We start from the raw sequence: 18,438 nt of genomic DNA, 5'->3' as shown, positions 1-18,438 counted from the left end.
GCCGCTGTCACCCCTGGCTACGCATGCCTACCTGCAATGTGGCCGCGATATTCCGCGAGGCGCGGTAAATGTTGTCATACGCTCCCTGGAACGCCTCTTCCAGTGAACCGATACTGGTCAGTACGCTGAACACCGCGTCGATGCCGTACTGATGCACCACACCCACATCCTGCGTCAGACTTCCGGCAATCCCGATCACCGGCTTATGGTATTTTTTGGCGACGCTCGCCACGCCGACGGGCACTTTGCCATTAATGCTCTGGCTGTCGATGCGCCCTTCCCCGGTCAGCACCCACGTGCAATCGTGAATATGTTCTTCAAGATTGAGCGCCTGAGTGACAATCTCGATGCCGCTTTTCAGCTCAGCGCCCAGGAAGGCCATCAGCGCCGCGCCCATGCCGCCCGCGGCGCCAGCCCCCGGAACCCGGTTGACGTCAATGCGCAGTGATTTTTTGATCACCCCGGCGTAGTGGCTAAGATTGGCGTCGAGTTCGAGGATCATCTCCTCCGTGGCGCCTTTTTGCGGGCCAAAGATACGCGACGCGCCGCTTTCACCCACCAGCGGATTCGTCACGTCACAGGCGACGCGGATTGCGCATCCCTGAAGACGCGGATCGAGATCGGAAATATCAATCCGGTTAAGCGCCATCAGGCTGCCGCCGCCGTAGCCGATCTCCGTCCCGTTCGCATCCGTAAACTTCGCGCCCAGCGCCTGCATCATACCCGCGCCCCCATCGTTGGTTGCGCTCCCGCCGATACCGATAATGATGTTGCGCGCGCCTTTATCCAGCGCGCTGAGGATCAGCTCCCCCGTCCCGCGCGACGTCGTGACCAGCGGGTTACGCTGCGCGGGAGGAACAAGCACCAGGCCGCTGGCGGCGGCCATCTCGATAAACGCGGTGGTACCGTCGCCCGAGATCCCCCAACTGGCCTTCACCTTTTCCCCTAACGGGCCGGTGACGACAGCCTGCTGCCAGGTGCCCTGCGTCGCGGCGATCATCGCTTCAACCGTACCTTCTCCGCCGTCAGCAACGGGAACAGACACGTAATGAGCGTCGGGGAAAATTTCCCGAAATCCTTTTTCTATCGCCTGCGCCACCTCGGTGGCAGACAGGCTTTCTTTATAAGAGTCTGGCGCGATTACGATTTTCATAGTTGTATGCCTGAGCCGTAGGCCCGGTAAGCGTAACGCCACCGGGCAGGACGTCATTAGCGAGCAATTTCAACCTTCGCCAGTTTTTCGTAATAGCACGCTAACGCGCTGTGATCGGCGGTGCCCAGACCGTCCGCACGCAGCGCCTGCATCATCTCCATGACGGCGGCAGTCAGCGGCAACTGCGCGCCCACGCCGTGGGAGGTATCCAGCGCATTCGCCAGATCCTTAATGTGCAGATCGATGCGGAAGCCCGGCCTGAAGTTACGATCCATCACCATCGGCGCCTTGGCATCCAGCACGGTGCTGCCCGCCAGACCACCGCGAATGGCCTGATAGACCAGATCCGGATTAACGCCCGCTTTGGTGGCCAGCGTCAGCGCTTCGGACATGGCCGCGATGTTCAACGCCACAATCACCTGGTTTGCCAGCTTGGTGACGTTGCCTGCGCCAATTTCACCGGTGTGCACCACGGAGCCAGCCATGGCTTTCATCAGGTCGTAGTATTTGTCAAACACGGCTTTATCGCCCCCCACCATCACCGACAAGGTGCCGTCGATGGCTTTCGGTTCGCCGCCGCTGACTGGCGCATCCAGCATCTCCACACCTTTCGCTTTCAGCGCCTCGCTGATTTCGCGGCTTGCCAGCGGTGCGATAGAACTCATGTCGATCACCACCAGACCCGGCTTCGCGCCGTCGATAATGCCGTTCTCACCCAGCGCCACCTCTTTCACGTGCGGGGAGTTTGGCAGCATGGTGATAATCACGTCGCACTGCTCAGCAATCGCTTTTGCGGTTGTCGCCGTTTCTGCGCCAGCCGCAATCACCTCTGCCACCGCGTCTGAATTACGATCTAAAACCACCAGTGAGTAACCTGCTTTGATGAGGTTTTTGCTCATTGGTTTGCCCATGATACCCAGGCCAATAAAACCCACTTTCAGCGTCATAATCTGTTTCCTCAATGATGGTTATTTTTTAAAAGCGTCCGCTAATTTCTGCGTGGCGGCGCGGAATACGCCGAGATCGCTGCCCACGGCAACAAACGTTGCGCCCCACTCCAGGTAGCGGCGGGCATCGGCTTCCACTGGCGCCAGAATGCCGCACGGTTTACCGTGCGCTTTGGCACGGGCAAAAATGTGCTGAATTGCGCGCTGCACGTCCGGATGGCTGGCGTTGCCCAGATGACCAAAGGCGGCCGCCAGATCGCTCGGGCCGACGAAAATGCCGTCTACCCCCTCCGTCGCGGCAATAGCGTCGACGTTATCGACCCCCTGCTGGCTCTCGATCTGAACCAGAATGGTGATGTTCTTGTTGGACTGAGCGAAATAGTCCGGCACGGTGCCAAACATGTTGGCGCGGTGCGAGACGGACACGCCGCGGATTCCTTCCGGTGGATAGCGGGTCGCCGCCACGGCCAGCACCGCTTCTTCTTCCGTTTCAACAAACGGGATCAGGAAGTTGTAGAAGCCGATATCCAGCAGACGCTTGATGATCACCGGCTCGTTGGTGGGCACACGCACCACCGGCGCGCTGTGGCTGCCTTTCAGCGCCATCAGCTGCGGAATAAACGTGTTGATATCGTTTGGCGCATGTTCGCCGTCCAGCACCAGCCAGTCGAACCCGGCCAGGCCCAGCACTTCGGTGCTGATGGGGTTGGCCAGCGCAGACCAGCAGCCAATCTGAATCTGGTGCGCCGCGAGGGCCGCTTTAAATTTATTCGGGAAGATGTCGTTACTCATTACTTATACCTTTTTTAATTCCGCAGTTTTAGCCAGTAGCTTTTCTTATTTATTCCGACTCAGCGTCAGCGTTATATTTATTTTCCTGACTGAATTTTGGCGTTATAAAATCGTCATTCAGTATAATCGTCACCACCCGGCAGCACATTGTCTCAATGCTCAATTATCCAACGGGAGTAGCACGCTATTTTGAGCATATGCCCAACACAGTGGGCGCTGATGCACAGAATCAACGATTAGTGGTTCGGGAGCGATCGCGATCACATTCTCACCTTTCCTCTCCTGGCATTCTTTATTTCCTCAATAAGAAACAATTAACCATCTGGCTATATTTAGTATCAGATATTTTGCTGGAGAAGAGTGAACAATGGCCGATATTGAAATTCGACAGGCGTCGCCGACGGCGTTCTATATAAAAGTGCACGATACCGATAACGTGGCGATTATTGTCAACGACAATGGCCTAAAAGCTGGCACCCGCTTTCCGGATGGCCTGGAGCTGATTGAGCACATTCCGCAGGGGCATAAAGTCGCACTGGTCGATATCCCGGCGCAGGGCGAAATCGTGCGCTACGGCGAAGTCATCGGCTATGCGGTGCGCGCTATCCCGCAGGGTAGCTGGATTGAGGAGTCGCTGGTTGAGCTGCCCACCGCCCCGCCGCTGGAGTCGTTGCCGCTGGCTACCCGCGTCCCTGAGCCGTTGCCTCCGCTGGAGGGTTATACCTTCGAGGGTTACCGCAACGCGGATGGCAGCGTGGGAACCAAAAACCTGCTTGGCATCACCACCAGCGTGCATTGCGTGGCGGGCGTAGTGGATTATGTGGTGAAAATTATTGAGCGCGATCTGTTGCCGAAATACCCCAACGTTGACGGCGTGGTGGGTCTTAACCACCTGTACGGCTGCGGCGTGGCGATCAACGCGCCCGCAGCGGTCGTGCCGATCCGCACGATTCACAATATCGCCCTTAACCCAAACTTTGGCGGTGAGGTCATGGTGATTGGTCTCGGCTGTGAAAAATTGCAGCCAGAACGCCTGTTGCAGGGTACTGAGGATGTGAAAGCCATTCCGGTTGACGATGCCAGTGTTGTGCGACTTCAGGATGAACACCATGTCGGCTTCAGATCGATGGTCGACGACATTTTACAGGTGGCAGAGCACCATCTGGAGAAGCTGAACAAACGCCAGCGTGAAACCTGCCCGGCCTCTGAACTGGTCGTTGGGACACAGTGTGGCGGCAGCGATGCGTTTTCCGGCGTCACCGCCAACCCGGCAGTCGGTTATGCCTCCGATCTGTTCGTGCGCTGCGGCGCCACGGTGATGTTCTCCGAAGTCACCGAAGTACGTGATGCTATCCACCTGCTCACGCCGCGCGCCGTCAACGAAGAGGTGGGCAAACGCCTGCTGGAGGAGATGGCCTGGTACGATAACTATCTCGACATGGGCAAAACCGACCGCAGCGCCAACCCGTCTCCGGGTAACAAGAAAGGCGGCCTGGCGAACGTGGTGGAAAAGGCCCTCGGGTCGATTGCCAAATCCGGCCAGAGCGCGATTGTGGAAGTGCTCTCCCCTGGCCAGCGACCAACCAAACGCGGTCTGATCTACGCGGCAACGCCTGCCAGTGATTTCGTTTGCGGCACCCAGCAGGTAGCGTCCGGCATTACGGTACAGGTCTTTACCACCGGGCGCGGCACGCCGTACGGCCTGATGGCGGTACCGGTGATCAAAATGGCGACCCGCACCGAGCTGGCAAACCGCTGGTATGACTTAATGGATATCAACGCGGGCACCATCGCCACCGGGGAAGAGAGTATTGAAGAAGTGGGCTGGAAGCTGTTCCACTTCATTCTGGATGTGGCAAGCGGGCGGAAGAAAACCTTCTCCGATCAATGGGGATTGCATAACTCGCTGGCGGTGTTTAACCCGGCGCCGGTGACCTGATGGCCCCTCATCCTGCCTTCTCCCCACAGGGGAGAGGGCTGGGTGAGGGGGAACATACGGCTCTGGTGGTCATTCCGTTCACTTTATGTTCCTTGCTACTCTGTCACGACATGACCGGTGAACGTGCCAGGGTGGCTCAGTCGCCACCACCCTGGCGACCCGGGCTTCCGGCGGTAAATCGCCGCTTCGCGGTGCCTTCGGCTTATTCCTTCCGGCTTATCGGGGACGGGCGGAGGTAACATCCCTGTAAAGCCCGCCCTCTCGGCGCATCCCTGCGCCTCGCCCCGGCCTACAGGAAACGCCTCAGCGATTTACAGCCGGACCGAGGCATCGCTGAAAGCCCTCAGTTATTCTGAGGCAACATTATCGCTTTTGCTTTCAAATTACTGGGGAACCCTCTCCCTATGGGGAGAGGGTTAGGGTGAGGGGAAAAGCCCCTTTAGACCAGCACCACATCGATCCCGCTTTTGCGTAAACCTTCCAGGCTTTCCGCCGGAATGCCTTCATCAACGATAATCATGTCGATCCGCTGGGTATCAATAATTTTATGCAGGCTTGAACGATTAAACTTGCTGGAGTCCGTGACAACGATAATACGCTCCGCCACCTCGCACATTTTGCGGTTCAGACGGGCTTCATCCTCGTTGTGCGTACTCACCCCCCGGTCGAGATCGATGGCATCGACGCCCAGGAACAGCAGGTCAAAATGGTAATTCTGTAAGGACTGCTCCGCCTGGTCGCCGTAGAAGGACTGCGACTGACGGCGCAAGTGCCCGCCGGTCATCAGCAGCTCTACGCCCTCCGCTTCCAGTAGTGCATTTGCCACGTTCATCCCGTTGGTCATGGCAATGACATCGGTGTGCTGGCGCAGCATGCGGGCAATTTCAAAGGTTGTGGTGCCGGAGTCCAGAATAATGCGGTGACCCGGCTTCACCAGTTCAGCCGCCGCCTGCGCGATGCTGCGCTTCACTGCCGTATTAAGGGAACTTTTGTCCTCAACGGACGGCTCCACGCCGGGGGCATTGCCTTCGCAAATCAGCGCGCCGCCGTAAGCGCGAACGGCAATCCCCTGCTTTTCCAGAAAGGCCAGATCGTTACGGATCGTCACCGTCGACACGCCGAATAAAAGAGAAAGATCGTTAACCTGCACGCTTCCCTGCGCCCGCAACCGCTGAATGATCTGCTCTCGCCTTTCACTGGTGCCGGTGATGCGCTTCTCTGCGGATGAATCGGTGCTGCTCATACGAGCTCCTTAGTAAATACACTTTCGTTTCATTTCGTTTTGCTTATTAACGCCTTTCTTTTGAGGGAATGCAAGCCCTGTATGGTGGGCGGACGCAAGCTTAACCGCCGCTGAAACCTTTCATTATGTTTCTTTTGTGAAACAGATCGGAAAACTATTATCTTTCGTTTTATTTTTACCTCACCATAATGCAGTATCAAATGAAACAAAACGAAAGATGAATACCAACACCATCCGAAATGGAGAGGAAAGTGAAACATCTGACAGAAATGGTGGAACAACATAAACGGGGGAATACAAACGGGATTTATGCCGTCTGTTCCGCACATCCACTGGTACTTGAAGCTGCACTACGTTACGCCCATTCACAACAGACGCCCCTGCTGATAGAAGCCACCTCAAACCAGGTGGATCAGTTTGGCGGTTATACCGGTATGACGCCCGCCGATTTTTATGGGTTTGTCTGCAAGCTGGCGGGATCTCTTGGTTTCCCCACCTCGCAGCTGATCCTTGGCGGCGATCATTTAGGTCCAAACCGCTGGCAAAACCTGCCGGCTTCGCAGGCGATGGCGAACGCCGACGATCTGATCAGAAGCTACGTGGCGGCCGGATTTAAAAAAATTCACCTCGATTGCAGCATGTCCTGCGAAGACGACCCGGTTCCGTTAACCGATGCAATCGTTGCCGGGCGTGCCGCTCGGCTGGCTAAAATTGCCGAAACCACCTGTCTCGAGCAATTTGGCGTAGCCGATCTGGTCTACGTTATCGGCACGGAAGTTCCGGTTCCCGGTGGGGCACACGAGACGCTGACCGAGCTTGAGGTCACCACGCCAGAGGCGGCACGCGCCACGCTTGAGGCACACCGCCACGCATTCGAGAAGGAAGGGTTAAGCGACATCTGGCCGCGCATTATTGGCCTGGTGGTTCAGCCTGGCGTTGAGTTCGACCATGCGCAGGTTTGTGACTATCAACCGCATAAAGCCGTCGCGCTGAGCGAGATGGTTGAAGCCTACGACACGCTTGTATTTGAAGCACACTCTACCGATTACCAGACGCCGCAGGCGCTGCGCCAGTTGGTGAAAGATCACTTCGCCATTCTGAAAGTCGGCCCTGCGCTAACCTTCGCGCTGCGCGAAGCGCTGTTCTCACTGGCAGCAATTGAAGAAGAGCTGCTGCCGGCAAAAGCCTGCTCAGGGCTGCGTCACGTCCTGGAAAACGTGATGCTCGATCGCCCGGAATACTGGCAAAGCCACTATCACGGCGACGGCAATGCCCGTCGCCTGGCGCGCGGTTACAGCTATTCCGACCGCGTGCGCTATTACTGGCCAGACAGCCAGATTGACGACGCCTTTGAGCGGCTGATACGCAACCTGGCGGATGAACCGATCCCGCTGCCGCTGATCAGCCAGTATCTGCCGTTGCAGTACAGCAAAGTTCGCGATGGCGCTCTCAGGTCCACACCACGGGAACTCATCCTCGACCACATTCAGGACATACTCCAGCAGTACCATGCCGCCTGCGAAGGCGTAACGACTCAACACGCATAATTAAAAAGAGGAAAACGCTATGCCAAACATTGTCTTATGCCGCATTGATGAACGCCTGATCCACGGTCAGGTGGGCGTACAGTGGGTGGGGTTTGCGGGGGCGAACCTGGTGCTGGTGGCAAATGACGAGGTTGCAGACGATCCGGTTCAGCAAAACCTGATGGAGATGGTGCTGGCGGAAGGCATCGCCGTGCGTTTCTGGTCCCTGCAAAAAGTGATCGACAACATTCATCGCGCCGCCGACCGGCAGAAAATTCTGCTGGTCTGTAAAACACCGGCTGATTTTTTAACGCTGGTCGAGGGCGGCGTGCCCATCACCCGTATTAACGTCGGAAATATGCATTACGCCAGTGGCAAACAGCAAATTGCCAAAACGGTATCTGTAGACGCGAACGATATCGCCGCGTTTAACGGCCTGAAGGCGGCCGGAGTGGAATGCTTCGTTCAGGGCGTTCCAACAGAGACTGCTTTGGATCTCTTTAAACTGCTCTGAGGGATTCACAATGGAAATCAGTCTGTTGCAGGCTTTCGCGCTGGGGCTTCTCGCCTTTATAGCGGGCCTGGATATGTTTAACGGCTTAACACACATGCACCGTCCGGTGGTGCTCGGGCCACTGGTTGGCCTGATTCTGGGCGATTTGCACACCGGAATTCTGACCGGCGGTACGTTAGAACTGGTCTGGATGGGACTCGCGCCGCTGGCGGGCGCGCAGCCGCCAAACGTGATTATCGGCACCATCGTTGGCACCACATTTGCCATTACTACAGGCGTGAAGCCGGATGTCGCCGTTGGGGTCGCCGTGCCGTTTGCCGTGGCGGTTCAGATGGGGATCACTTTCCTCTTCTCGGTGATGTCCGGCGTGATGTCCCGCTGCGATCGCATGGCGGCTAACGCAGACACCCGTGGTATTGAACGGGTCAACTATCTGGCACTGCTGGCGCTCGGCGTCTTCTACTTCCTGTGCGCGTTTCTGCCCATCTACTTCGGGGCTGAACATGCGAAAACCGCCATTGACGTGCTGCCGGAACGTCTGATCGACGGTCTCGGCGTCGCGGGCGGCATTATGCCAGCGATCGGCTTCGCCGTGCTGCTGAAGATCATGATGAAAAACGTTTACATCCCTTACTTCATTATCGGCTTTGTCGCCGCGGCCTGGCTGAAACTCCCGGTGCTGGCGATTGCCGCGGCTGCGCTGGCGATGGCGCTGATCGACCTGCTGCGCAAATCGCCTGAACCCACGGCGCCTGCGGCCCAGAAAGAGGAATTTGAAGATGGCATCTAATCACACCACCCTGCCGGGCGTGTCTGAAAGTGAAGAGACACTGCTGACCGGCGTGAATGAAAACGTCTACGAAGACCAGCGTATTGGCGCTGAACTAACGAAAAAGGATATTAACCGTGTCGCCTGGCGTTCCATGCTGCTACAGGCCTCGTTTAACTACGAGCGTATGCAGGCCTCCGGCTGGCTGTATGGGCTACTGCCCGCGCTGAAAAAGATCCACACCAATAAGCGGGACCTGGCGCGCGCCATGAAAGGTCATATGGGTTTCTTTAACACCCACCCGTTCCTGGTGACCTTCGTCATCGGCATTATTCTGGCAATGGAGCGTTCCAAACAGGATGTGAACAGCATCCAGAGCACTAAAATTGCCGTCGGCGCACCGCTCGGTGGCATTGGTGACGCCATGTTCTGGCTGACCCTGCTGCCCATCTGCGGGGGGATTGGCGCCAGCCTTGCGCTACAGGGCTCCATTCTTGGCGCGGTGGTCTTTATCGTGCTGTTTAACGTGGTGCATCTCGGCCTGCGTTTTGGTCTGGCGCACTATGCGTACCGAATGGGTGTCGCCGCGATCCCTCTGATCAAGGCCAACACCAAAAAGGTTGGTCATGCTGCGTCCATTGTCGGGATGACAGTGATCGGCGCGCTGGTCGCTACCTACGTGCGCCTGAATACCACACTCGAGATTAAAGCCGGGGATGCAGTCGTCAAACTGCAAACCGATGTGATCGACAAACTGATGCCCGCCTTTCTGCCGCTGGTCTATACCCTGACCATGTTCTGGCTGGTACGCCGTGGCTGGAGCCCGCTGCGCCTGATTGGTATCACCGTGGTGCTGGGCGTTGTCGGTAAATTCTGTCACTTCCTGTAATAAGCAAAGAGGTTGCGATGTTAGGCATTATTTTGACGGGTCACGGCGGTTTTGCCAGCGGGCTGGAACAGGCGATGAAGCAAATCCTCGGCGAACAGCCGCAGTTTATCGCCATCGATTTTCCGGAAAGCTCCACCACTGCGCGGCTGACCGCGCAGCTTGAGCAGGCAGTGAATGAACTGGATGCAGAGCACGATATCGTGTTTCTCACCGATCTTCTCGGCGGTACGCCGTTTCGTGTGGCCTCTACCCTCGCGATGCAGCGCCCCGGCAGCGAAGTGATCACCGGCACCAATCTCCAGCTTTTGCTGGAGATGGTTCTGGAGCGCGACGGGTTAAGCAGTGAAGCCTTTCGTTTGCAGGCGCTGGAGTGCGGCCATCGCGGCCTGACCAGCCTGGTGGATGAACTTGCACGCTGTCGCGAGGAAGCGCCCGCCGAGGAAGGGATATGAGGCAACTGCTGCGCGCGCGTCGTCTGCTTACCGGGCAGGGCTGGCTGGATGACCATCAGCTGCGTATGGATAGAGGCGTCATCACCGCCATCGAGCCGATTCCGGCAGGGGTTAATACCCGCGAGGCAGACCTGCTTTGCCCGGCATACATTGATATTCACGTCCACGGCGGCGCGGGTGTGGATGTGATGGATGATGCGCCCGACGTGCTGGACCGGTTAGCCATGCACAAAGCGCGTGAAGGCGTGGGGGCGTTTCTGCCTACCACCGTCACCGCTCCGCTGGAGGCGATCCATGGCGCGTTACGGCGCATTGCCCGGCGCTGTCATGCCGGTGGCCCCGGCGCGCAGATCCTGGGCAGCTATCTGGAAGGCCCGTACTTTACACCGCAGAACAAAGGGGCGCACCCGCCAGAACTGTTTCGCGAACTGGATCTCGCGGAACTTGATGAGCTGATTGCGGTTTCGCAGAACACGCTGCGGGTAGTGGCGCTTGCTCCGGAAAAAGTGGATGCCCTGAAGGCGATCCATCACCTCAAGCAAAAAGGGATACGCGTCATGCTGGGCCACAGCGCCGCTACATACGCGCAAACCCTGGCCGCATTTGATGCAGGCGCAGCCGGGCTGGTGCACTGCTACAACGGCATGACGGGGTTACACCACCGGGAGCCCGGCATGGTTGGCGCCGGGCTTACGGACCCACGCGCGTGGCTGGAGCTTATTGCCGACGGGCATCACGTTCATCCTGGAGCCATGCGGCTATGTTGTTGCTGCGCGAAGGATCGTACGGTGCTGATTACCGATGCCATGCAGGCGGCGGGTATGCCTGATGGGCGCTATACGTTGTGTGGTGAAAATGTCGAGATGCAGGGCGGCGTTGTCCGCACGGCCTCAGGCGGGCTGGCGGGCAGCACGCTCGCGCTGGATGCCGCCGTGCGAAATATGGTGGAGCATACGGGGATCGCCCCAGAAAACGCAATCCATATGGCCTCGCTGCATCCTGCTCGTCTGCTCGGTATGGATCACCTGCTGGGAACGTTAGCGCCAGGCAAACGCGCCAATGTTCTTGCGCTGGATGCGGGTTTACACCTCCGGCAGATCTGGATCCAGGGTCAGGCTCTTTCCCTGTAGCCCCTTCACAGTGTGCCCTGTTGGCCTTACGGAAGACGATCGTAAGGCCTTTCTTTTCCTTTCCTTGATTTTCGCCTTTCCTTTCGCGATCACACTTTTCGTTTTATTTCTTTTTCACCATTGAACTTTCGATTTCTTTTCTATAAATTTTATTTAACTGCTAAAGTGAACAAGTGAAACGAAACGAAAGATAGCGACACATTTGCCAGCGTCTGATGTGGAATTCACACGACTAAGGACTGAGTTATGCCACAAACCACTATCGCCACCACCGGCACCTGGACCGAAAAAGAGATCCGCCAGCAGCCAGCCAGCTGGCTTCGCTCGCTCAACAATATTGATAATCTGCGCGCGTCGATCGACAGTTTTCTGACGCCACTGTTGCGCAAGCCCGATCTGCGGATCGTTCTGACCGGCGCGGGTACGTCTGCTTTTATCGGCGACATCATTGCGCCATGGCTTGCCAGCCACACGGGGAAAAACATCACCGCGATACCTACAACCGATCTGGTCACTAACCCGATGGATTATTTCAGCCCTGCGCACCCGCTGCTGCTGGTCTCTTTCGCCCGTTCTGGCAATAGCCCGGAGAGCGTCGCCGCCGTTGAGCTGGCGAATCAGTTTGTACCGGAGTGCTACCACCTGTCGATCACCTGTAATGAAGCGGGCAGCCTGTACCAGAATGCCGTCGACAGCGATAACGCCTGCGCCTTGCTCATGCCAGCCGAAACGCACGATCGCGGGTTCGCGATGACAAGCAGCATCACCACCATGATGGCGAGCTGCCTGGCGGTATTCGCACCGGAAACGATCAACAGCAAAACGTTCCGCGACGTGTCCGATCGCTGTCAGGCGATCCTCACATCGCTTGGCGATTTCAGTCCCGGCGTCTTTGGTAACGAACCGTGGAAACGCATTGTTTATCTGGGCAGCGGTGGATTACAGGGCGCCGCACGGGAGTCTGCGCTGAAGGTGCTGGAGCTGACCGCCGGCAAGCTGGCGGCATTCTACGATTCGCCCACGGGTTTCCGTCACGGGCCTAAGTCGCTGGTGGACAACGAAACGCTGGTCGTCGTGTTTGTCTCCAGCCATCCGTATACGCGTCAGTACGATCGGGATCTGCTCGCCGAGCTGCGACGCGATCGTCAGGCTATGCGCGTGGTAGCCATTGCAGCCGAAACGGACCCGGTCATTGAAGCTGGCCCGCATATCCTGCTGCCGCCTTCCCGTTCATTTAACGATATGGAGCAGGCGTTCTGCTTCCTGATGTACGCCCAGGTCTTCGCACTGACCCAGTCTCTGCACGTTGGCAATACGCCGGATACGCCATCCGCCAGCGGTACGGTTAACCGTGTGGTCCAGGGCGTCGTTATTCATCCGTGGCAGGCTTAAGAGGACAGGCTCATGAGTATTATTTCTACCAAATATCTTTTGCAGGACGCACAGGCGAAGGGCTATGCCGTTCCGGCCTTTAACATCCATAACGCCGAGACGATCCAGGCGATCCTCGAAGTCTGTAGCGAAATGCGATCGCCGGTGATCCTCGCGGGTACGCCGGGGACGTTTAAACATATTGCGCTGGAAGAGATCTACGCCTTATGCAACGCGTATTCCCTTACTTATGACATGCCGCTGGCGCTACACCTCGATCACCACGAATCGCTGGACGACATTCGCCGCAAAGTCCATGCCGGCGTACGTAGCGCAATGATCGACGGTAGCCATTACCCCTTCGAACAAAACGTCAAGCTGGTGAAATCGGTCGTCGATTTCTGCCACCTCAACGACTGTAGCGTCGAGGCCGAACTGGGCCGACTGGGCGGAGTGGAAGATGACATGAGCGTCGACGCCGAAAGCGCATTCCTGACCGACCCGCAGGAAGCAAAGCGCTTTGTCGAACTGACAGGCGTGGACAGTCTCGCCGTTGCCATCGGTACCGCGCACGGTCTTTATACCAAACGCCCAAAAATCGACTTCCAGCGGCTGGCCGAGATCCGTGAGGTAGTGACAGTGCCGCTGGTGCTGCACGGTGCGAGTGATGTGCCGGATGAGGATGTGCGCCGCACCATTGAGCTGGGCGTCTGCAAAGTTAACGTCGCAACAGAGCTGAAAATTGCCTTCTCTGACGCAGTCAAAGCCTGGTTTGCCGAGAACCCACAGGGCAACGATCCGCGCTTCTACATGCGCGTCGGCATGGATGCCATGAAAGAGGTGGTCAGAAGCAAAATCACCGTTTGCGGCTCGGCGAACCGGCTGCTGCTTGCGACTGAAGCCTGAACCCATCGCGCATAACGTTAGTACCTAAAAAAATAACTATAAGCCTCGCAAATATGAAGGCGCGTCCTTAAGCCGGACAGCGCCTTCCATTATCCTAAAAATCCGAGGAGTCCCTACATGACACAGGAAAAGTCGTTTAAATCGAAAGCGTGGGAGTTTTTCCAGAGCCTGGGAAAGACGTTTATGTTCCCGGTCTCACTGTTGGCCTTTATGGGGTTGTTGTTAGGTATCGGTAGTTCTGTCACCAGCCCTTCCACCATCAAAAGTTTTCCCTTTCTGGGCGGCGAGTTAACGCAGCTCACCTTTGGTTTTATCGCCATGGTCGGCGGCTTTGCTTTTACCTATCTGCCACTGATGTTTGCCATGGCGATCCCGATGGGCCTTGCCAGACGTAATAAAGCGGTGGGCGCTTTTGCCGGATTCGTTGGCTACATGCTGATGAACATGAGCATCAACTACTACCTGACCGCCACCCACCAGCTTGCGGATGCCGCCACCATGAGACAGGTGGGACAATCCATTGTGCTTGGCATTCAAACGCTGGAGATGGGCGTGCTCGGCGGCATTGTGGTAGGGGTGATCACCTACTTCCTGCACGAACGTTTCCAGGACACGGTGCTGCACGACGCGTTTGCCTTCTTTAGCGGCATTCGTTTTGTGCCCATCATTACCGCCCTCACCCTGTCGCTGGTCGGCTTGTTTATCCCCCTGCTGTGGGAATATGTGGCAATGGGCATTGCCGGGATTGGTCATATCATCCAGAGCACCAGCGTCTTTGGGCCATTCCTGTATGGCGTGGGCGTACTGCTGCTCAAACCTTTTGGCCTGCACCACATCCTGCTGGCGATGGTGCGCTTCACCCCGGCGGGTGGCATTGAGATGGTTAACGGCCAGGAAGTGGCCGGTGCGCTGAACATTTTCTACGCCGAGCTGAAAGCTGGCCTGCCGTTTAGTCCGCACGTTACGGCATTTTTATCGCAAGGGTTTATGCCGACCTTTATCTTCGGCCTGCCTGCCGTGGCTTACGCTATCTACCGCACCGCGCGCCCGGAAAACCGTCCGGTGATTAAAGGGCTGCTGCTTTCAGGCGTGCTGGTTTCAGTTGTCACGGGTATTTCAGAGCCGATTGAGTTCCTGTTCCTGTTTATTGCCCCTGTGCTTTACGCGTTTCATATCGTTATGTCTGGCCTGGCGCTGATGGTGATGGCGCTGCTCGGCGTCACCATCGGCAACACCGACGGCGGCATTCTGGATCTGCTGATCTTCGGCGTCATGCAGGGGATGTCGACCAAATGGTATCTGCTTTTCCCGGTGGGTATTGCCTGGTTTGTTATCTACTTCTTCGTCTTCCGCTGGTACATCCTCAGGCACGATATTAAAACGCCGGGCCGTGAGGTTGACGCGCAGGGTGCGCTCCAGGCGGTGGAAGCCAATACCCGGGCACGTGGAAAATCGAAATACGATCATGGGCTTATTCTTCGCGCGCTTGGCGGTAAAGAGAATATTGAGTCGCTCGACAACTGCATTACCCGCTTACGTCTGGTGGTAAAAGATATGGGGCTTATCGACCAGCAGGCGCTGAAGGCCGCGGGCGCCTTGTCAGTAGTGGTGCTTGATGCCCACAGCGTTCAGGTGATCATCGGTCCGCAGGTGCAGAGCGTCAAATCCGGCATTGAAGCCTTAATTTAACAGGGGGACGTTGTGTTTGATTTCGACAGAATCATTGAGCGTAAAAGCGATAAATGCCGTAAATGGGATCATACGTTTGTGTGCTCGCGTTTCGGTGATGTCCCGGAGGGATTTATCCCGCTGTGGATAGCAGATATGGATTTCACCTCGCCACCCGCTGTGATTGAAGGCTTCCAGCGCATCGTGGAGCATGGCACCTTCGGTTACACCTGGTGCTTCGACGAATTCTACGATGCGGTCATCGCCTTCCAGCGTAGCCGTCATCAGGTTGAGGTGCATAAGTCATGGATCACCCTGACCTACGGCACCGTTTCCACGCTGCACTATACGGTTCAGGCGTTCTGCAAACCCGGCGACTGCGTGATGATGAATACCCCGGTGTATGACCCGTTTGCGATGGCGACACAGCGACAGGGCGTGCGGGTGCTTGCAAATCCGCTGAGCGTGAAGGAAAACCGCTATCAGCTGGATTTTAATCTGATTGAAGTTCAGCTCAAAACTCACCGTCCAAAACTGTGGTTCTTCTGCTCGCCGCATAACCCTTCGGGCCGAATCTGGCGCGCGGATGAGATACGTCAGGTGTCCGATCTCTGTAAGCGCTACGGCACGATTCTGGTGGTTGATGAGGTTCACGCCGAGCACATTCTGGACGGTACATTCGTCAGTTGTCTGACTTCGGGCTGTGCCGCCCAGGACAACCTGATTGTGCTGACCTCCCCCAATAAAGCCTTCAACCTTGGCGGGCTAAAAACATCCTACTCAATGATTCCAGACGATTCGCTGCGCCAGCGTTTCCGCCAGCAGCTGGAGAAGAACTCCATTACCTCGCCCAATATCTTCGGCGTGTGGGGAATTATTCTGGCTTATCAGCAAGGTCTGCCATGGCTCGACGCGCTGAATGGTTATCTGCGCGGCAATGCCCGCTACCTTGCGGATGCCATTCAGACCCATTTCCCTGCATGGAAGATGATGAACCCGGAGTCGTCGTATCTCGCCTGGATAGACGTCAGTGCGGACGATCGCAGTGCGACGGCGCTAACTCAACATTTCGCAAAACAGGCTGGCGTGGTCATTGAAGATGGCAGCCACTACGTACAAAACGGCGAAAACTACCTGCGTATTAACTTCGGCACCCAGCGCTACTGGCTGGAACAGTCCATCAACCGAATGCTGAAGCATTACTGATAAGGATCTTACCCCGATGAAAAAGATGCTCACTCTCTCGCTGCTGACTCTCTGTGTTTCCCATGGTGCGGCAGCAGCAAACTACGCGCTCAGTAACGACAATATTGCCCTTTCGTTTGATGATGCAAACGCAACGGTAGTGGTAACGGACAGCAAAGCTAACCATCCGCTCACGCCCCAGGAGTTGTTCTTTCTGACGCTACCGGATGAAACAAAAATCCACACCGCTGATTTCAAAATCAAGCACGTCGAAAAGCAGGACAATGCGATAGTCATCGACTTTACGCATCCGGATTTTATCGTAACGGTGAAACTGAACCTGGTGAAGGGAAAATACGCCAGCATTGGCTACACCATCGCCGCCGTCGGGCAGCCGCGGGACGTAGCGAAAATTACCTTCTTCCCGACGAAGAAGCAGTCTCAGGCACCTTACGTTGACGGGGCGATTAACAGCTCGCCAATCGTGGCCGACTCGTTCTTCATCCTGCCAGACAAACCGATTGTGAATACTTACGCTTATGAAGCCACCACGAACCTCAACGTGGAGCTGAAAACGCCAATTCTGCCTGAGACACCGGTTAGTTTTACCACCTGGTTCGGCACTTTCCCGGAAACTAATCAGCTGCGCCGCAGCGTAAACCAGTTTATCGATGCCGTGCGTCCGCGGCCTTATAAGCCTTATCTGCACTACAACAGCTGGATGGACATCGGCTTCTTTACCCCTTACTCCGAGCAGGATGTCATTGGGCGGATGGACGAATGGAATAAAGAATTTATTGCCGGACGCGGGGTGGCGCTGGACGCGTTCCTGCTGGACGATGGCTGGGACGATCGCACCGGACGCTGGCTGTTTGGCCCGGCATTCAGCAACGGTTTTGGCAAAGTCAGGGAAAAAGCCGACAGCCTGCATAGCTCGGTTGGGCTGTGGCTTTCTCCGTGGGGCGGATACAACAAGCCGCGCGATATTCGCGTCTCGCATGCAAAAGAGTATGGTTTCGAAACCGTAGACGGCAAGCTGGCGCTGTCGGGGCCGAACTATTTTAAAAACTTTAACGATCAGATCATTAAGCTGATCAAAAACGAGCACATTACCTCGTTCAAGCTCGACGGAATGGGTAACGCCAATTCGCATATCAAGGGCAGCCCATTTGCATCGGATTTTGACGCGTCCATTGCCCTGCTGCACAACATGCGCAGCGCAAACCCGAACCTGTTTATCAACCTGACCACCGGCACCGACGCCAGCCCGTCCTGGCTGTTCTATGCTGATTCAATCTGGCGTCAGGGCGATGATATCAACCTGTACGGCCCCGGCACGCCAGTGCAGCAGTGGATGACCTACCGCGATGCCGAAACCTGGCGATCCATCGTGCGTAAAGGTCCGCTGTTCCCGCTGAACTCACTGATGTACCACGGGATCGTCAGCGCAGAGAACGCTTACTATGGACTCGAGAAAGTGCAAACAGACAGCGATTTTGCCGATCAGGTCTGGAGCTACTTCGCAACCGGAACTCAGCTTCAGGAGCTGTACATCACGCCGTCTATGCTGAATAAGGCGAAGTGGGATACCCTGGCGCAGGCGGCAAAATGGTCGCGTGAGAATGCCAGCGTGCTGGTGGATACTCACTGGATTGGCGGTGACCCAACTTCGCTTGAGGTTTACGGCTGGGCCTCATGGAGTAAAGACAAAGCGATTTTTGGCTTACGCAACCCATCGGATAAGCCGCAACGTTACTTCCTGGATTTAACCAAAGATTTTGAGATCCCGGCAGGAGAGCGTTCGCAGTTTACCCTGAAAGCCGTGTACGGTAGTAATTCGACCGTACCAGAGGAGTATAAAAACGCTGTGGTGATTACGCTGCAACCGCTGGAAACGCTGGTGTTTGAGGCGATGCCGGAGAAATAGTGAGGCTTTGACACGGTGTAGGCCGGG

16 protein-coding genes are annotated in these 18,438 nt (G+C 56.4%); 12 read left to right on the top strand and 4 right to left on the bottom strand.

Features of this window, described 5'->3' with window-relative positions:
- Positions 1-7: 7 nt before the first annotated feature.
- The 3 genes from garK to garL are packed head-to-tail and all read right to left on the bottom strand — an operon-like array spanning position 8 to position 2,892.
- A complete protein-coding gene (garK, locus tag SK58_RS05025; protein ID WP_032672038.1) occupies positions 8-1,153 on the bottom strand; it encodes a glycerate 2-kinase in 1,146 nt (381 codons plus the stop codon).
- A gap of 56 nt (positions 1,154-1,209) precedes the next feature.
- The gene (garR, locus tag SK58_RS05020) at positions 1,210-2,100 is read right to left on the bottom strand and encodes a 2-hydroxy-3-oxopropionate reductase (RefSeq protein WP_017382435.1); all 891 of its coding nucleotides are present in this window, start codon (positions 2,098-2,100) and stop codon (positions 1,210-1,212) included.
- A gap of 21 nt (positions 2,101-2,121) precedes the next feature.
- A complete protein-coding gene (gene garL / locus SK58_RS05015) occupies positions 2,122-2,892 on the bottom strand; it encodes a 2-dehydro-3-deoxyglucarate aldolase (RefSeq protein ID WP_003862676.1) in 771 nt (256 codons plus the stop codon).
- Positions 2,893-3,259: 367 nt separating this feature from the next.
- Between garL and garD the strand changes: the two genes are divergently transcribed.
- On the top strand, positions 3,260-4,831 hold the full coding sequence (gene garD / locus SK58_RS05010; RefSeq protein ID WP_015571957.1) for a galactarate dehydratase: 1,572 nt from the start codon (positions 3,260-3,262) through the stop codon (positions 4,829-4,831).
- A gap of 439 nt (positions 4,832-5,270) precedes the next feature.
- On the opposite strand, the gene SK58_RS05005 is transcribed toward garD, so the two are convergent.
- Positions 5,271-6,074, bottom strand: a complete 804-nt coding sequence (locus SK58_RS05005) for a DeoR family transcriptional regulator (protein ID WP_017693937.1) — start codon at positions 6,072-6,074, stop codon at positions 5,271-5,273.
- A 239-nt stretch (positions 6,075-6,313) separates the two neighbouring features.
- Here SK58_RS05005 and kbaZ point away from each other — a divergent pair, with 239 nt between their 5' ends.
- From kbaZ to SK58_RS04950, 11 genes are all read left to right on the top strand, one after another.
- Positions 6,314-7,621, top strand: a complete 1,308-nt coding sequence (kbaZ, locus tag SK58_RS05000; protein ID WP_048219448.1) for a tagatose-bisphosphate aldolase subunit KbaZ — start codon at positions 6,314-6,316, stop codon at positions 7,619-7,621.
- 19 nt (positions 7,622-7,640) lie between these two features.
- On the top strand, positions 7,641-8,114 hold the full coding sequence (gene agaV, locus SK58_RS04995) for a PTS N-acetylgalactosamine transporter subunit IIB (RefSeq protein WP_003861728.1): 474 nt from the start codon (positions 7,641-7,643) through the stop codon (positions 8,112-8,114).
- Between the two features lie 10 nt (positions 8,115-8,124).
- A complete protein-coding gene (gene agaW, locus SK58_RS04990) occupies positions 8,125-8,904 on the top strand; it encodes a PTS N-acetylgalactosamine transporter subunit IIC (RefSeq protein WP_003861730.1) in 780 nt (259 codons plus the stop codon).
- Positions 8,894-9,772: a PTS N-acetylgalactosamine transporter subunit IID gene (gene agaE / locus SK58_RS04985; protein WP_017382440.1), complete on the top strand. Its 879-nt coding sequence runs from the start codon at positions 8,894-8,896 to the stop codon at positions 9,770-9,772. Before agaW ends, agaE begins: the two co-directional genes overlap by 11 nt.
- 17 nt (positions 9,773-9,789) lie before the next feature.
- Entirely contained in the window at positions 9,790-10,224 is a 435-nt protein-coding gene (gene agaF, locus SK58_RS04980) for a PTS galactosamine/N-acetylgalactosamine transporter subunit IIA (protein ID WP_017382441.1), read from the top strand.
- Complete coding sequence (nagA, locus tag SK58_RS04975; protein ID WP_023304484.1) at positions 10,221-11,354, top strand: N-acetylglucosamine-6-phosphate deacetylase; 1,134 nt, start codon at positions 10,221-10,223, stop codon at positions 11,352-11,354. The genes agaF and nagA overlap by 4 nt, the downstream gene beginning before the upstream one ends.
- Positions 11,355-11,600: 246 nt before the next feature.
- Positions 11,601-12,746 (top strand): SIS domain-containing protein, encoded by a 1,146-nt coding sequence (locus SK58_RS04970; protein ID WP_033487750.1) that lies wholly within the window; start codon positions 11,601-11,603, stop codon positions 12,744-12,746.
- Between the two features lie 12 nt (positions 12,747-12,758).
- A complete protein-coding gene (kbaY, locus tag SK58_RS04965) occupies positions 12,759-13,631 on the top strand; it encodes a tagatose-bisphosphate aldolase subunit KbaY (protein WP_015571961.1) in 873 nt (290 codons plus the stop codon).
- 117 nt (positions 13,632-13,748) lie between these two features.
- Positions 13,749-15,320 (top strand): maltose/glucose-specific PTS transporter subunit IIBC, encoded by a 1,572-nt coding sequence (gene malX, locus SK58_RS04960; protein WP_033487751.1) that lies wholly within the window; start codon positions 13,749-13,751, stop codon positions 15,318-15,320.
- 12 nt (positions 15,321-15,332) lie between these two features.
- Complete coding sequence (locus tag SK58_RS04955) at positions 15,333-16,505, top strand: MalY/PatB family protein (RefSeq protein ID WP_032104417.1); 1,173 nt, start codon at positions 15,333-15,335, stop codon at positions 16,503-16,505.
- A gap of 16 nt (positions 16,506-16,521) precedes the next feature.
- The gene (locus SK58_RS04950) at positions 16,522-18,411 is read left to right on the top strand and encodes an alpha-galactosidase (RefSeq protein WP_015571963.1); all 1,890 of its coding nucleotides are present in this window, start codon (positions 16,522-16,524) and stop codon (positions 18,409-18,411) included.
- Positions 18,412-18,438: the final 27 nt, after the last annotated feature.

It is taken from the genome of Enterobacter sp. BIDMC93, from assembly GCF_001037805.1.
GTDB classification, from domain to species: domain Bacteria; phylum Pseudomonadota; class Gammaproteobacteria; order Enterobacterales; family Enterobacteriaceae; genus Enterobacter; species Enterobacter hormaechei_C.
Note: the sequence above shows the minus strand (reverse complement) of the source record. Positions and strands in the feature narration are given on the sequence as shown.

Bases quoted from the DNA above. Each gene is read 5' to 3' on its own strand.
- garK (WP_032672038.1), bottom strand. From the start codon at position 1,153: ATGAAAATCGTAATCGCGCCAGACTCTTATAAAGAAAGCCTGTCTGCC.
- garR (WP_017382435.1), bottom strand. From the start codon at position 2,100: ATGACGCTGAAAGTGGGTTTTATTGGCCTGGGTATCATGGGCAAACCA.
- garL (WP_003862676.1), bottom strand. From the start codon at position 2,892: ATGAGTAACGACATCTTCCCGAATAAATTTAAAGCGGCCCTCGCGGCG.
- garD (WP_015571957.1), top strand. From the start codon at position 3,260: ATGGCCGATATTGAAATTCGACAGGCGTCGCCGACGGCGTTCTATATA.
- SK58_RS05005 (WP_017693937.1), bottom strand. From the start codon at position 6,074: ATGAGCAGCACCGATTCATCCGCAGAGAAGCGCATCACCGGCACCAGT.
- kbaZ (WP_048219448.1), top strand. From the start codon at position 6,314: ATGGAGAGGAAAGTGAAACATCTGACAGAAATGGTGGAACAACATAAA.
- agaV (WP_003861728.1), top strand. From the start codon at position 7,641: ATGCCAAACATTGTCTTATGCCGCATTGATGAACGCCTGATCCACGGT.
- agaW (WP_003861730.1), top strand. From the start codon at position 8,125: ATGGAAATCAGTCTGTTGCAGGCTTTCGCGCTGGGGCTTCTCGCCTTT.
- agaE (WP_017382440.1), top strand. From the start codon at position 8,894: ATGGCATCTAATCACACCACCCTGCCGGGCGTGTCTGAAAGTGAAGAG.
- agaF (WP_017382441.1), top strand. From the start codon at position 9,790: ATGTTAGGCATTATTTTGACGGGTCACGGCGGTTTTGCCAGCGGGCTG.
- nagA (WP_023304484.1), top strand. From the start codon at position 10,221: ATGAGGCAACTGCTGCGCGCGCGTCGTCTGCTTACCGGGCAGGGCTGG.
- SK58_RS04970 (WP_033487750.1), top strand. From the start codon at position 11,601: ATGCCACAAACCACTATCGCCACCACCGGCACCTGGACCGAAAAAGAG.
- kbaY (WP_015571961.1), top strand. From the start codon at position 12,759: ATGAGTATTATTTCTACCAAATATCTTTTGCAGGACGCACAGGCGAAG.
- malX (WP_033487751.1), top strand. From the start codon at position 13,749: ATGACACAGGAAAAGTCGTTTAAATCGAAAGCGTGGGAGTTTTTCCAG.
- SK58_RS04950 (WP_015571963.1), top strand. From the start codon at position 16,522: ATGAAAAAGATGCTCACTCTCTCGCTGCTGACTCTCTGTGTTTCCCAT.